This is a genomic window from Corallococcus sp. AB011P (genome assembly GCF_003611605.1).
Taxonomy (GTDB): domain Bacteria; phylum Myxococcota; class Myxococcia; order Myxococcales; family Myxococcaceae; genus Corallococcus; species Corallococcus coralloides.
In genome coordinates this window covers 46,495-60,457 of record NZ_RAVX01000020.1, presented here as the reverse complement: position 1 = coordinate 60,457, position 13,963 = coordinate 46,495, and the positions used below count along the sequence as shown (strand labels likewise).

The 13,963-nt window shown below is 66.9% G+C and carries 15 protein-coding genes; 7 read left to right on the top strand and 8 right to left on the bottom strand.

The window, feature by feature from the left end:
• Positions 1 to 8 precede the first annotated feature (8 nt).
• Together D7X30_RS33580 and D7X30_RS33575 are read right to left on the bottom strand one after the other, a co-directional pair.
• Complete coding sequence (locus D7X30_RS33580; RefSeq protein ID WP_120567069.1) at positions 9 to 269, bottom strand: hypothetical protein; 261 nt, start codon at positions 267 to 269, stop codon at positions 9 to 11.
• A gap of 10 nt (positions 270 to 279) precedes the next feature.
• Complete coding sequence (locus tag D7X30_RS33575; RefSeq protein WP_120567068.1) at positions 280 to 1,164, bottom strand: tol-pal system YbgF family protein; 885 nt, start codon at positions 1,162 to 1,164, stop codon at positions 280 to 282.
• Positions 1,165 to 1,297: 133 nt separating this feature from the next.
• Here D7X30_RS33575 and D7X30_RS42085 point away from each other — a divergent pair, with 133 nt between their 5' ends.
• The 4 genes from D7X30_RS42085 (at position 1,298) to D7X30_RS33555 (ending at position 6,510) form a co-directional block, all read left to right on the top strand.
• Entirely contained in the window at positions 1,298 to 2,161 is an 864-nt protein-coding gene (locus D7X30_RS42085; RefSeq protein WP_158619433.1) for a hypothetical protein, read from the top strand.
• A gap of 41 nt (positions 2,162 to 2,202) precedes the next feature.
• Complete coding sequence (locus D7X30_RS33565) at positions 2,203 to 3,093, top strand: hypothetical protein (RefSeq protein WP_121711258.1); 891 nt, start codon at positions 2,203 to 2,205, stop codon at positions 3,091 to 3,093.
• Between the two features lie 149 nt (positions 3,094 to 3,242).
• The gene (locus tag D7X30_RS33560) at positions 3,243 to 5,534 is read left to right on the top strand and encodes a kelch repeat-containing protein (protein WP_120567066.1); all 2,292 of its coding nucleotides are present in this window, start codon (positions 3,243 to 3,245) and stop codon (positions 5,532 to 5,534) included.
• Between the two features lie 34 nt (positions 5,535 to 5,568).
• The gene (locus D7X30_RS33555) at positions 5,569 to 6,510 is read left to right on the top strand and encodes a macrolide 2'-phosphotransferase (protein WP_120567065.1); all 942 of its coding nucleotides are present in this window, start codon (positions 5,569 to 5,571) and stop codon (positions 6,508 to 6,510) included.
• A 10-nt stretch (positions 6,511 to 6,520) separates the two neighbouring features.
• Here the strand turns inward: D7X30_RS33555 and D7X30_RS33550 are convergent, their stop codons facing one another.
• A complete protein-coding gene (locus tag D7X30_RS33550; RefSeq protein WP_120567064.1) occupies positions 6,521 to 7,306 on the bottom strand; it encodes a helix-turn-helix transcriptional regulator in 786 nt (261 codons plus the stop codon).
• Positions 7,307 to 7,376: 70 nt separating this feature from the next.
• On the opposite strand from D7X30_RS33550, the gene D7X30_RS33545 reads away from it, so the two are divergent.
• Positions 7,377 to 8,312, top strand: a complete 936-nt coding sequence (locus D7X30_RS33545) for a DMT family transporter (RefSeq protein WP_120567063.1) — start codon at positions 7,377 to 7,379, stop codon at positions 8,310 to 8,312.
• Positions 8,313 to 8,343: 31 nt separating this feature from the next.
• On the opposite strand, the gene D7X30_RS33540 is transcribed toward D7X30_RS33545, so the two are convergent.
• Entirely contained in the window at positions 8,344 to 8,577 is a 234-nt protein-coding gene (locus D7X30_RS33540) for a hypothetical protein (protein WP_120567062.1), read from the bottom strand.
• Positions 8,578 to 8,865: 288 nt separating this feature from the next.
• Here D7X30_RS33540 and D7X30_RS33535 point away from each other — a divergent pair, with 288 nt between their 5' ends.
• Positions 8,866 to 9,159 carry a hypothetical protein gene (locus D7X30_RS33535; RefSeq protein WP_120567061.1) on the top strand — a complete coding sequence of 98 codons (294 nt, stop codon included), beginning with the start codon at positions 8,866 to 8,868 and terminating at the stop codon, positions 9,157 to 9,159.
• A 119-nt stretch (positions 9,160 to 9,278) separates the two neighbouring features.
• Positions 9,279 to 9,782, top strand: coding sequence for a hypothetical protein (locus tag D7X30_RS33530; protein WP_147443383.1), 504 nt, complete (start codon positions 9,279 to 9,281; stop codon positions 9,780 to 9,782).
• A gap of 45 nt (positions 9,783 to 9,827) precedes the next feature.
• Here the strand turns inward: D7X30_RS33530 and D7X30_RS33525 are convergent, their stop codons facing one another.
• The 4 genes from D7X30_RS33525 to D7X30_RS33510 all read right to left on the bottom strand — a co-directional run bounded on the left by D7X30_RS33525 (position 9,828) and on the right by D7X30_RS33510 (position 13,861).
• On the bottom strand, positions 9,828 to 10,292 hold the full coding sequence (locus tag D7X30_RS33525) for a tyrosine-protein phosphatase (RefSeq protein WP_120567059.1): 465 nt from the start codon (positions 10,290 to 10,292) through the stop codon (positions 9,828 to 9,830).
• Positions 10,293 to 10,304: 12 nt separating this feature from the next.
• Positions 10,305 to 10,859, bottom strand: coding sequence for a hypothetical protein (locus tag D7X30_RS33520; RefSeq protein ID WP_120567058.1), 555 nt, complete (start codon positions 10,857 to 10,859; stop codon positions 10,305 to 10,307).
• Between the two features lie 6 nt (positions 10,860 to 10,865).
• On the bottom strand, positions 10,866 to 12,815 hold the full coding sequence (locus D7X30_RS33515; RefSeq protein ID WP_120567057.1) for a peptidoglycan-binding protein: 1,950 nt from the start codon (positions 12,813 to 12,815) through the stop codon (positions 10,866 to 10,868).
• 149 nt (positions 12,816 to 12,964) lie between these two features.
• Positions 12,965 to 13,861: a hypothetical protein gene (locus D7X30_RS33510; RefSeq protein WP_120567056.1), complete on the bottom strand. Its 897-nt coding sequence runs from the start codon at positions 13,859 to 13,861 to the stop codon at positions 12,965 to 12,967.
• Positions 13,862 to 13,963: the final 102 nt, after the last annotated feature.

The following is a 13,963-nucleotide window of genomic DNA, read 5'->3' as shown; positions in this document are numbered from 1 at the left end:
GCGGACCGTCAACCGCGCTCGTCTTTGACCGTCGCGGTGTTCAAGAGCCGGGTGGGATCCTTGTTGGCGAGCGATACCAGGCCGGCAATCTCCTCGACATGCCCCTCCCTGGCGCAGAAGACAATGGCACCCAGCAATCGGTCGGTGGGGTGCGAGACCTGGCTCAACTGCGCGAGCACGGGTTCCACCTGGTCGCGTCCGAACTTCCGCTCGATCTCAGCGACGCGGTCCGCGTGATTGAGACCGTACTCCTGCTTGTTGCGTGGCATCCGTCCCTCCTTACGCCGCGTGGGAAAGCCCCCGCCGCTCCAGGAAGGCTTGCAGCTCGGGCCACCGGGCGGAGAGGAACTCGAAGTCGCCGGGGCGCACGGGCTGCAGGGACGCGAGCGCGGCATCAATGGCAGTCGCGTGGCTCGCCGGATCCAGGGCGTCCAGGGCGAAGGCCCGGAGGAGCTTGAGCCGGCGGGCGTCCCGTCCCACCAGTGCATCCGCTTCGCCCGCCCGCGCATCCAGCGTGGACACGGCGGCGGCGGGGTTGCCTTCGCGGCAGAGGAGCGCGACCTCCGGCAGCAGCGCATAGATGGGGGGCAGGTCCCCGTTGCGCTTGCGTCCCTCCGCCAGCCAGGCGCGCGCGGAGGCGAGGTCCCCTTGCGTGAACCGCGCCATGGAGATCAGGCCCGGCATCCACCGGTGCATCGCCGGTACGGAGCTCCGGAGCTTCCCGGAACGCTCCGCGGAGCCGAAGAGCTCCAGCGCGCGTCCCGTGTCGCCCATCGCCAGCTGGCACTGACCCATCATGGCGACCGACACCGCCCGCTGGGCCCCCTGGGTGGCGCGGCGGGCGGCTTCCTCGAAGCGGCGGGAGGACTCCTGTTCGTCCCCCGCGCTGAAGAAGGAGACCCCCTGGTGGTACGCCTCCGCCCAGCGACGGAGCCGCCAGTAGAAGAAGGCGAACAGCGTCAGGAAGACCGTGACGAGCAACGGGATGAAGAACCGCGGCCCGCCCAGGGCCTCTCGCGCTGCCTCCTCGCCGCGGCTGGAGGCGAAGAAGTTGTAGGCGACGAGGAAGATGGCGATCCAGACCCCCCATGCGACGACCCGGTGGGGCGCGACGAATGGAAAGGGTTTGAGGTGGGACTCTTTGGGCAGGGGCAGTTCGTTCACGGGACCTTCCACCCTAACACCCCCTGGTCCTCCGTTCAGTCATCCAACTTTCTCGCGAAGGGGGTGAGGGAAATTCCGCCCGGATTTCGTTGATGGGCCATCACCCAAACCCCAGACGGGGGAAGGACGGACCATGAAACTCCGGATGCAGACACACCTGTGGACGGGCGCGGCGCTCGCGCTGCTCCTGCCCGCGGCGGCGCTGGCGAACGAAACCCACGTCTACGGCATCGCCAACTTCGGAGGCCCGGGGCAGTGCAATGCCGAGTCGCACTCCGTGCATACGGCTACGGCGGCGGAGTTCGCCAACTACTTCAACTCACTCAAGAGCAACGGGCTCTGGTCGGACGTCCGCACCATCAACAACTCGAGTGCGCGCGCGGACTTCTGGACCGACTACTCGAAGCTCCCGGCTGAAGCGAAGGACACCCAGGCCAACTTCGGCGTGGATGACGCGGATGTCCTCTTCGTGCATACCCACGGCGGCCACAACGAGGCGAACCTGCGCAGCTGGCTCGTGATGGGGACCAACGCGGATGCGTGCTCGGCCGTCACGGACACCCACATGAGCCTGAACGGCAAGCTGAACATCGCCGTCGTGAAGGCCTGCCAGTCTGGCGACTACCAGGTCTGGAAGCAGGGCGGGTACCGGCGGGCGCTCGTGACGCCCAACAGCGGCTTCACCATGTGGAATGCCTTTCACGGCGACTCGTCGTGCGGCAACTTCGTGAAGACCTACGTGAAGGGCTACGTGGCGAATTCGCGGCGCGAAGGCGCGGGCGAAAACTGGCTCGACGCGGCCTACGACGTCGACGAGGGCGAGAACAACGACGACTGCCCGGTGTCCATCGTCTTCGGTGAAACCAAGGCGCAGCGCATCGCGATGTACGAGACCGGCGGCTGGCGGGACCGCCAGTACACCGGGCGCAAGGTCGCCTCCCACATCTTCTACGTGGGGGGCTGCGACCCCTCCGGCGGGCAGAAGCTGCCCGAGTGACCGCTTCCGTCATCGACCTCGAACAGAAAGAACGAACCGCCATGAAAAGCCATCTGCTCCTCCGATTCCTGACCGTCCTGCCGCTCGCCGCCGCGTCTGGCTGTGACAGCGGCGCGCCCATGGAGCCCGCCGAAATCACCACCCAGTCCGCCCAGGCGACCATCGGCTTCATCTTCGACTCCACGGGGATCGCCACGCCGCCCACGGGAGGAATCCCCACCACGCTGCTTCCCCGCACGGCGTTTGATGCCGCCGCGCTGCAGGGCTCCCTGGTGGGGACGACCGAGCCCTTCACCCAGACGGAGACGGTGGGTTCCCGCGCGGATCTGGAGTCCCAGTCCTGGGCGCTGGAGCGCGACCCGTCCGAAGGCCAGGTGCTGGTGCTGAGCAAGGTCGCCAGTGGCCCGGAGACGCCGCAGGAGCCCGCGGTGTTGCAGCGCACCGCCCTGGCCCGCCTGCAGCGCTGGGGCATCCCCACTGCGGAGCTGGGGCTGGTGCGGCAGGTGAAGTCGTTCAGCCAGGGCGAGGACGATGGGGCCCTCGAAGCGCCCTCGCTCCACCGCCACAAGACCTTCGTGATGCGTGCCATCAATGGCATTCGCGTGGAGGGCCACCGCGCGGTGGTTTCCCACGGGCCGGACGGCAGCTTCCAGCGCGCGCTCATCAGCTGGCCGGCCCTGGCCCGGACGGGACACCTGCTCCGGACGCGGCTGACGACGGCGCAGATTGAAGATCGGGCGCGCACGGCGCTCCAGGCCGAGGGAGAGACCACGGGGCCCGTGCGCCTCTTCTGGAAGTACGTGCCCGCCCAGCTCAGCACGGGCGAATGGGCGCTGACGCTCAAGGTGTCCGCCAGGATGCCGGCGGTCACCGGCACGACGAGCACCGAGGAGCCCCGCGTCGTCGACGTGGACGTGAGCGCCGTCCCCTGACGGCACCCAAGCAAGCGTCCGCATTCGTCTGACAAACGATGGCGCGTGCGCTACCGGGGTAATGTCCAGCGCCGCCTCCCCTTGTCATTACTCCGCGCCACGTCAGCCAGTCGGCTGGCTGCAAGGAATTGGCAAGGGGAGGCGGTCGCATGAAGAAGGCATTCACTCCGTTGGTGCTCGCGCTCGCAGTGTCACTGCTGGCGAGCTGCTCGGATTCCTCGAAGGACACCGGCTCGGCCCGGTTCGCTGTCTCCGTCAACCAGGCGCTCGCTCCCGACATCCTCTACGTCCTGGTCACGTCGAGCGGACCGGACATCCCCCCGGTGACCGTGGAGCTGACCGCGACCAATGGCGTGTGGGGCGGCATCATTGGCAACATCCCCGCGGGCGCCGACCGCACCTTCGTGGCCCAGGCCTTCGACCTCTCCGGCGACCTGAGCTTCGAAGGGGTCGTCACGGGCGTCACCATCACCGCCAACCAGAGCACCCTGGTCGCCATCACCCTTCAGCAGCTCAACCCACCGCCTCCCTTCGACAACGAGGCGCCCATCATTGACTCCCTGGTGGCTTCCTCCACCACCGTGGCGGCGGGCGGCACCATCGCCCTGGCCGCCACCGCGCATGACCCCAATCCGGGCGATACGCTCTCCTACGCCTGGAATGCGACCGCGGGCTCCTTCTCCGCTCCCTCGGCTGCCGCCACGTCGTGGACCGCGCCTGCCTCCACGGGCATCGCAACGTTGATCCTGACCGTGACGGACTCGCGCGGCCTGGCCTCCAGCGTCTCGCTGGCGGTCAACGTCACCGCGGACGGGGAGGGGGAGGGGGAGGCGGAGCTGTCCCTCTCCTTCAACACTTCGCCCGGGGTGACCGCTCTCAGCGCCAGCCCCACGACCCTGGCCGTCGGGGAGACGACGTCTGTCTCCGCCTCCGCTTCCGACCCGGACGGTGACAGCCTGTCCTATGCCTGGAGCGCCTCCTGTGCCGGGACCTGGGCGCAGGCCTCCTCCAGCGCTGCTCAATTCACGCCTTCGGCCCTGCCCGCGGGGGCCTGTAACAACTGCCGTCTGACCGTCACCGTCACCGATGGGCGCGGCGGACAGAACACCGGCACCGTCGCGCTGTGTGTCAGCGACACGCCCCCGGCCAATCACTTCCCTCCCGCCATCATCCGCTCCTACCGCTCCTCGGACACGGCCTCATCGGGCCAGGAGTTCACCTACGAGGTGAATGCCATCGATCCGGAAGGTTCCGGGCTCACCTTCTCCTGGGAGGCCACCGCCGGCTGGCTGGAACTGCCGCTCAGTGACCCCTTCCGCAGCCGCGTCACCTGGACGGCTCCTTCCTGTGCCAGCGCTCCTCCTTCCATCACCGTGACTGTCACCAATGCGTTCAACCTGACCGACACCCAAACCTTCACCGCGACGGGGCTGCCGGCCTGTTCGGGGAGTTGGGCCCTGACGGACTCCCTGGCGGGGCCTCGCGCCGACCAAAGGGCAGCGCTGCTGCCCAACGGCAAGGTGCTCGTCGTGGGAGGGCTCGCCTCGGATGTCGACTACCTCGCGACGGCGGAGCTGTACGACCCGGCCCTGGGGACCTGGAGCAACACAGGCTCCATGGCGGAAGGGCGTTGGCAGTTCACGGCGACATTGCTGCCCGATGGCAGGGTGCTCGCCGTCGGGGGGCTCAACTCCACCGGCTTCCTCGCGACGGCGGAGCTGTACGACCCGGCCACGGGCACCTGGAGCCCCACCGGCACCATGGCCGAACCTCGCTCCAGCCAGACGGCGACGCTGCTCCCTGATGGCAGGGTGCTCGTCGCGGGAGGCAGTGACGTTCCCGGCGCGCCCCCGACGGCGGAGCTGTACGACCCGGCCACGGGCACGTGGAGCTACACCGGCTCCATGGCGGAGTGGCGTCGGAACCACACGGCGACGCTGCTGCTTGAGGGCAAGGTGCTCGTCGCTGGGGGATTCACTACTTCAATTGGCAGCACCAGGACGGCGGAGCTGTATGACCCGGCCACGGGCACCTGGAGCAACACCGGCTCCATGACTGAAGCCCGCGCCCTCCAAACGGCGACTTTGCTGCCCGATGGCAGGGTGCTCGTCACGGGAGGCGTGGACGAGTTTGTCTCCAGTCTCGCGACGGCGGAGCTGTACGACCCGGCCACGGGCACCTGGAGCCCCATTGCCCCCATGCTCGAACGTCGCGCCCTCCACACCGCGACGCTGATGCCCGGTGGCAGGGTGCTCGTCGTCGGGGGCCGGTTTCCGCAATTGTACGACCCGGCCACGAGCACCTGGATCCCTGCCGGAACCATGGTCGTACCGCGCTCGGACCAGTCCGCGACGCTGCTGCCCGACGGGCAGGTCCTCATCGCGGGAGGATGGGGGGGCTCCCTCGGGTATCTGTCAACGGCGGAGCTATACACACCCTGAGCCCGGAGCAGGCGGCCGGGTGCGAGGTCACGCCATGTCGAAGCCCCAAAGCCCGCCGTCCGAACCGAGCAGCTCCTCCCTCTCCGACGCAGACGACCTCCGGGTGCGCGAGCTCGCGTCCCGGCATGGGCTGTCACTGTCCGGCCCCATCGCGTTCAATGAACTGGGATTGGACTTCCGGGTTGCCATCGCCAGCGCGGGCGATGGCACCCGCTGGGTCCTGCGCATCCCCCGGCACGAGCACGCGACACGCAAGGTCCAGGTAGAGGTGCGCACGCTCGCGTTCCTCAAGGCATCCCGACTGCCGTTCGCGGTGCCGGACTGGCGAGTGGTGGCGACGGACCTCATCGCCTACCCGCTGCTGGTGGATTCCCCCGCCCTGGTGGTCCCAGAGGGCTCGGCCACTCCGGAGTGGAGGATCGACCCGGGCTCGGACGCCTTCACCGGCAGCTTCGCCCGGGCCCTGGCCGCGCTGCACGCGCTGTCAGGGGAAGCAGCGGCCCGGGCGGGGATGCGGACACGGACGCCCCAGCAGGCCCGTCAGGCCGTCGCCGACGACGTGGCGCGAGTCTCGCGGGAGCTCGACGTGAACCCGGCGCGGCTGTGGCGCTGGCGGACCTGGCTGGACGACGACGCGTGCTGGCCGGACTTCTGCGTGCCCACCCATGGCGACCTGTATCCCGGCCACGTCCTGGTGGATGGCTCGGGACAGGTGTCGGGGATGATCGACTGGACCGAGGCGCGTGTGGACGATCCGGCCATCGACATGAGCGCGCACCTCCAGCTCTTCGGTGAGCCCGGCCTGGAGCGGCTCCTCCGGGACTACGCGGCGGCGGGGGGCCGGGTCTGGCCCGGAATCGTCCGGCACGTCGCGGAGCGGCTGTCCACGGCGCCGGTGGTGCTGGCCCTGTTCGCGCTCGATACCGGCAACGAGGACTGGCTGGCCGCCGCGAAGGAACAGCTGCTGGCGGATTGACCGTCTGTCCTCACGACGCCATGAAGCCGTGGCCGCGGACCTTGTCCGGCGTGGTGCCCGTCATCCGCCGGAACATCGCGATGAAGGCGGAGGCGCTGCTGTAGCCCAGGTCGAGCGCGATGGCCTCCACCGCGTGTCCCTGCTCCAGCATCGCGAGCGCCTTCACCACGCGCAGCCGCTGCCGCCATTCGCTGAATGACAGGCCCAGGTGCTGCTGACAGCGCCGCTCCAGCGTGCGCTCCGTGGTGTGCAGCACCTTGGCCCATTCAGCCAGGGAGCGCTCATCCTCCGGGTGTTGCTCCAGCGCCGTGAGGACCGGCTGGAGGAGCGGGTCATCGGACATGGGCAGGTAGCTCCCATGGGCGGGGGCAAGCGCCAACTGGTCGATGAGCACCCGGAACAACCTGCGCTCGGCGCTGGTGCGTGGCTGCGCCAGCTCATGCGTGCGCAGGTGCTCCATCAGGGACTTCATCAGCGGGCTGACCGCCATCGCGCACGCCGTCTTGGGCAGCCCCCGGCACCACGCGGGGTCGAGGTAGAGCGAGCAGTGGCTCGCCTCGAAGCGGTTCATGCCCCGGTGCTCCAGGTCGGGCGGCAGCCAGATGCCGTACTGCGGGGGCGCGAGGTAGTGGCTGCCTGCCAGCTTGAGCTCCATCACCCCGCTGTAGGCGTAGACGAACTCACCCCAGGGGTGGCGGTGACGCGGATAGGCCGCCGCCGCGGGCAGGTTCGCCGCGCGGAAATACACGGGGTGTGGAAGCTTTGAGGTGAAGGGAACTTGCAGCTGCTTCGCCATGGCGGCTTCTCGGGATGGGTTGTCGGAATCTCGCTATATCCATCCGCCCCGTCAGCCGCAGGATGAAGTCATGAGCTCCCAACGAAAACCCGCGGATGGCTTCGCGCTCGCGACCATGGTCGTGCTGTGCGCCATCTGGGGCCTGCAGCAGGTGGCCGTCAAACTGGCCGCTCCCTACGTCCCCAACCTGATGCAGATGGCGCTGCGCTCGGGCGTGGCCGCGCTGCTCGTGGCGCTGCTGTGCTGGGTGCGGGGCGAGCGAGGGCTGCTGCGCCGCGGGCCGTGGCGCGCCGGCATGCTCGTGGGCGTGCTCTTCTCCCTGGAGTTCCTCTTCGTGGCGGAGGGGCTGCGACACACGAACGCCTCGCACATGGGCGTCTTCCTCTACACCGCGCCCGTCTTCTCCGCGCTGGGCCTGCACTGGTTCGTGCCCTCCGAGCGGCTGAAGCGGACGCAGTGGCTGGGGATTGGCGTGGCCTTCGCGGGCATCGCGCTGGCGTTTGGCGGCGGGTGGCTGCGAGGCGGCCTCAGCCCGAGCGTGCTCCGAGGCGATGCGATGGGGCTGCTCGCGGGCCTGGCCTGGGGTGCCACGACGGTGGTGATCCGCACGTCATCGCTGTCAGACGCACCGCCCACACAGACCCTGCTGTATCAGCTGGCGGGGGGCGCCGCGCTGCTGCTCCCCGTGGCCCTGCTCACGGGACAGGCCGGTCCCATCACCATGGTCCCCGTGGCCTGGGCGAGCCTGTTCTTCCAGTGCGTCATCGTCTGCTTCGCCAGCTACCTCGTGTGGTTCTGGCTCCTGCGCCACTATCTCGCCTCCAACCTGTCGGTCTTCTCGTTCATGACGCCCCTGTTCGGCATCAGCGCGGGCATCCTCGTGCTGAACGAACAGGCGGACGTCTCCTTCGCGGTGGGCGCGGTGCTGGTCCTCACCGGCATCCTCATCGTGAGCGGTGCGGGCCTGCTGCGCTCCGTGTCCGCGTGGAAGCAGGGTACGACATGAGACGGGGGACTCCGCGGGTGTGAGGTTGGGCTCACTTTTCGCGAGGGTTCCGGTTGTGTAGCAGGGTGCGCGCATCCTCGAAGGCCCGCTGCCGCAGCGCCACGCCGGCCAGCCCCAGGAGGATCCAGACGCGCGCCCTGGATTCGGAGAGGGGCGGGCGTTCCCAGAGGCGCAGCTGATCCAGACAGAGCCGGACGGGCAGGTCGCCGAAGGGGCTGTGGTACGTGCCCATCCAGCGGGCCTGGGCCTCGACGGCGCCGGGCACTCCGAAGACTCGCAGGAGCCGCAGTCCAATGAGTCCGCCGTCCCGTTGTCCCCGCCGCCGCCGCGTCCGCGCTTCTGGAGGAACTCAGGCAACGGCTGCCAGTGCCCGCGGTGGGGGAGGGCAGGGCCCGCTGGTACCGGGGCACCTTCCACGTCAACCTTCCGGATGCGCCGGAGGGCCACGCCGTGGTGGAGTTCCGGGAGGGACGCTTGCGATTGGAGACGAGCTCCGCCGGGCTTCCAGTGCGTCATTGAACGTCGAAGGGTGGTGTACCCTCTGGGAACGCGTATGCCGACCTCCGCCGAAGACACCCTGAAGCAACTCCGCGCCGCGCTCCAGCAGCGCAAGGCGACCGAGCGGGAGCAGGTGGCGGAGGCTCGGGCCACGTCTGGCAAGGAGCCCTTCGACATGGAGACGCTCCACGCCCTCTACAACGTCACGTGGGATATCCATGATGCGCCGCTTACCCCAGACATCATCGAGGACTACGAGCGGCGGTATTACCTGGAGTCGCCCCAGGTGAAGACGCTCCCGCAGTTCGCGGAGCACCTGGCCATGCTGCGCGACAACGACGCGACCTGAAGCCGGGCGGACGTCCGCATCCGTGCCAGCCGGTGCGCACCGTGCAGCCCGCTGCACACGCAACGGCATGGCCCCCAAAGGACGCGGCCACAGGCATGACGGTTGCTACCGGGGGCGGTATGTCCAACCGACTCCTGCTGCTCCTCTGCGTCCTCACTGCGTCCGTGGCCCGCGCTGAAACACCCTCGCTGCCCCGCGACGAGACCTGGCTCATGGTGGGTCCCCTGTTCAGCAGCTCGGCTCGGGGGACGGGCGCGGGCCTGGAGGCATCCCTCAATATCGCGGACGACATCCATGCAATGGGCGTGTTCGGCCAGGCGCAGCGGATGGAGGACTCGCATACCCGGCTGAGCGCAGGAGTCCAGGCCAGCTTCTTGTTGCTGGGGCTGGAGCTGGGCGTGATGCACGAAACAGAATCCCGGACGCACGTGGCCACGACGGGGCTCCACGTCGCGCCCTATTTCTCCTTCATCTACGGCTCGGTGGGCCTGCGCCTGGGCATCCCGCTTTCCGCCGCGGAGGACCACCGGCCCCGGTATGGCTTCGAAGGGGCTGTCGTCCTGAGCTTGAAGCTTCCCGTGTTGTTGGGCGGGAGGACCGTCGCTCGCTTCCCCCATCTGTGAGTCGAGCGTGGCCGGCTCCGCGCGCTACTCCAGCTCCGAGTAGGCCTAAGGCTCTACCAGCGCATCCCCCCAGGCCAGGCGGTCTGGGCCTACGCCCTCCGCGGTGACCTGACGCAGCTCTGCGAGCCTGGCGCGCGCAGCCTCGGCGCTCAGTCCGAGGTGTCGCAAGAGCGCGTAGCCGAACATGCCCGTGCGGTGAATCCCCGCCGAGCAGTGGATGACCAGCTTGCCGCCGCCCTCGACGATGGCGCTCAGTTGGCGCAACACCTGCCTGAGCTCCTGGGTCCGCTCGGGGGCCGGGACCGCTCCGCCGTGAAACGGTACCCAAATCCAACCGAGGCCCGCTCGGGTCGCGGCCTCGCCAAGCTGGCGTGCGCCCTCGGTTTCCGCAAGCAGGGTGACGACGTGAGTCACCCCTTCGGCATGCAGCGTGGAGAAGTCCTTGAGCTTGGGTCGATGTGTCAGCGAGATCGCACCGCCGCCAATGGAAACAAGGTGGACATCACTCATGGGCAGTCCTCGTCACCGGGTGCCGGGCGCTGACAGCGCCGCCCAGCGCTTGACTTCGTCCGCAGTGGGCTTGAGGTCAACCACGATGAAGCGCTCCTCGTCATCATCGAAGTAGGTCTTCGCCGTGGCCTCCAGCAGGCTCCGGGCCAACACTTTCTCCAGGAGCATATTCCTGGGGTCGGTCGACTTGCCCAGGCTCCTACGAAAGGCCTTCTGCATGCGGGCAAGCTGCGGAGGTGGTGCGGGGGGCTCATCCCATTCGGTGTAAGAAGCGAGGTTCACTCCGTAGAGGTGGTGCTTTCGAGCGACGAAGTCGCTGCCCACCTCGACCGGCTGCTCAACGGACACCAGGCGTTCCAGTTCGGGATTGCGTTCGAACCATTGTTGCGCCGAGCGCAGCAGCGCGACGAAGGGACCCACCATCGTGCTCGGCAGGCTACCGTCGAAGTGCCGCACGACGAGTCTGGATTCTCCTGGTACCTCCCGAGAGAGGTACAGGGCTCCCAGTGGGCTCTCCAGAAACGGCTTCAGCTTGAGTTCACTGTGGAGGGTGGCGAAGTCGCGCATGGGTTCTCACATCATGTCAATGACGACGAGCTTGTTGATGTCCGGGGACCAGTGAATGTTATTCGAAGGCCCCTTGGGCCGGGTCAGCTTTTTTAGCAGATCCTCAAGCACCGGAGGCAGTTGCCCCACGGACTTCATTCTCTGCAACTCGGTGATCACGCGCCGGTAGGCCGCCGAAGTCATGGAGTTGCTCATGGCCTTGCTCAACTCCATCGAGCTGGAGTCAAAGTCACGCAACACCCAGTCAGGGCCTTGTTCGATGATTTTCACGACTTTGATGTCGGCTTGGAGTCTGTGGTTGGCCTCTACCGCAGCCTCCGCCTCTTGTAGCTTCTTGACAGACTTAGGCATGTCGGAGAGCCGGCTCTTGAACCACCGCTTCAGTGTTTTGCCGGGCAACTTCTCCGACAGGAAGAGCTGCCCCTCGCCACCGACAAGCCCCTTGGCGGGCTTGAGGTCCGTGGCTCCGCGGAACTGCTGGAGTCGTCTCTTGAAGCTTTCGTCCAGTTCCCGAGCGAAGTTCTCCCATCCCTTGGGGACCCCTGACGCTCCGGGCTTCTTTGTGGGGGTTTTCGGTTGCTTCTGTGGAGCGGCTGTCTTCTTGGGTGGATTGGCCTTGGACAGATCACGCTCGGGCGAGAGCACGCGCTTCGAGTCCGCGCGCGTGTTCAGCCGCAGCACCAGGGGCTTCGTGATGTCTTTCGCCTTCTCAGCGAGCTTCACGAACTTGGGGACCTTCGCGAGGAGCTTGCCAAGCTTTCCAGCCTTGCCTGCCCACTTCACGATGGTGGCTCCCCCAGAGGCAACCGCCAACACGATCTCGACGATGACGTACCCGATCAGCCAGCCCCGGAAGTGCTCACGGCGAAGGAGATTTGGGTCGTTCCAGCGGTTGGCGAGTGCCTGGATGCCTGCCTCGGCCAGCGTCTTCAGGTTCAACGATGCAGCCAGATCCCACAGGCCCTTCAAGTCCGATACGATCTCGCCGCTCAGCAAGCTGTAGACGAGATTCCACGCCAACTCGATCAGGTCGATAAGTCCTGTCAGCAGATCCCAGACGGATTCCAGCGCTCCGTGGATCAGGCCTGCGGAGAAAGCCAGATTCCCCAGGTAGGCTTTCCCGACGTTCGCGGCGAGATCCTTGACGTCCTGCCACAGTTCATAGGTGATGGAACCCGAGCCCACCTTGCCACGCAGGCTCTTGGCGAACGCTACGCTCGGAATCCAGATGAGGTAGCCTTCACGCGTCTGGGTCGTATCCCAGGCCGCGTCCTCGGCCGGCTTGTAGATGCCGCGGAGCCCAGGACCCCGATTCGCCTCGACAAGGACATTGGCATAATAGCGTTCGTCTTGGCCCCATTGGATGGTGGAGCCCTTGTAGTGCTGCTTGACGATGGCCAGTGCGCCTTCGTTCTTCTTGATCCTATGAAGGACCGCTCCGGGGTCGGGCAGGTTGATGTTGATGTACTTCTTGTAGACGAAGCCGGAGTTTCCATCCTCGAGCGTCACGAAATACCAGTCGCCCGAGAGTTCACGGCTGACGAAGACGCGAGTGTTGAATGAGAGCTTCTTCTTGACCGTGCCGGAAAGGTGAGGCTGCGCTCGAAGGTTCACGCCGTCGCCGTTGGACACCCGGCCAAGACTGGAGACTCCTCTTCCCATCTCGAACGGGAAGCCCTTGGGGATGTTGGCGTTGCCGGCCGTTGAGGCAGGAATTGTGAGGGTGTTCAGGGCTGCCCAGGTCGAGGGGCCCACGATCCCATCCGCACTCAACTTCCTGTCGAACTGGAACTGCCTGACGGCATAGTCGGTGTCCGCTCCAAAGCAACCATCAATGGGCCTTTTATAGAGTCCAGCCCGCCGGAGATGATTCTGGAGGTTGGCCACCGAGGACCCCGTAGAGCCCAATCGAAGCAATTCCTCGGAGACCTCGAAACTTCCTGTTGGTTGGCCCATCGCCCACCCCTGACCTGAAGTCGCGGCGCGTGTGGGCTTGGACTGTACAAAGGCTTGTCAAGACAGACGAAGAACCCAGGGAGAGGGGGTTGGGCCTATCGCAGAGTGTCCTGAAGCGTTGGGTGAGGCATGACCTCCGATGAGTCTTCTCACAGCGCCTTGACGTAACCGGAAACCTTCGGATTGCAGGCGCCCACCTTCTTTAGCGCGGCTTCGGCTGTCTTCTTGTCCGGATGGATGCTTGTCACGATGAACAGCCCCGGCGTCAGGCGCTTGTGCGGCGTGGTCTCGAGGACCAGGAAGCTGCTCGTACAGGCCTGCTCCAGCTGCGCGTTGTCGCGGGATGCGATGGCCTCCTGGACCGTCTTGAAGCTTCCGATGATGGCCGCGTAGCGCGCGGGCCGGTTCCGGAGCTCCTTCACCACTTTGCGGCCAGCGGCATCCCAGCGGTAGGCATCAATCTTCCACTGGTCTGGCTCGGCGGAGAGAAACGCATACTCCCTGTAGAAGCCCTCGACCGGTGAGCCCGGCGTCAGCGGGTATGGGCCGACGTGGGAACTCTCCGGACCCGCGAAGTTCTCATCCCCGTTCCAGGCTTCCGCCACCCCGCCGTCCTTGACCGCGTAGAGGCGGTGATGGCGATGGACATGTTCGAACCCGCCCTCCTGGGTGACGAGGAGTCCCCACTCCCCGGCCTCCAGTCGTACCGGCTGGACGGAGGTCGTGACGTTCTGTTCCTCCTCGCCGGAGGTCCAGCGCTCGGAGGACTCGGCTTGAATCCCGTACGCCATACCGGCGGGCAGCTTCGCCTTGCGCTTCCCGCCAGCCCCGTCGCTCAACTCGAGCTCGAGCTGGCAGGTATCGCCCGCCTTGCGGCAGCCCGTGGCGCGCAGGACGTACATCGCTTCGGTCGTCTCGCTCGCCTTGAAGCGCTTGAGCTCGAGACCTCCCTGCGTCGTGGGCTCGGCGCTGACCGCCCGCGGAACGCTCGCGCCCAGGAGCATGATGAATACCGAACCCAGCGCGGACCGACTTCCAAAGCCCATCTCTCCTGCCTCCCTGATTCCGACCGCAGTGTCCTCCACCTGAGAATTTCACGCCGCCGTTCGGGCCTCCAGGGGGCATCCAAGGAGTACAGTGCCGCCCTT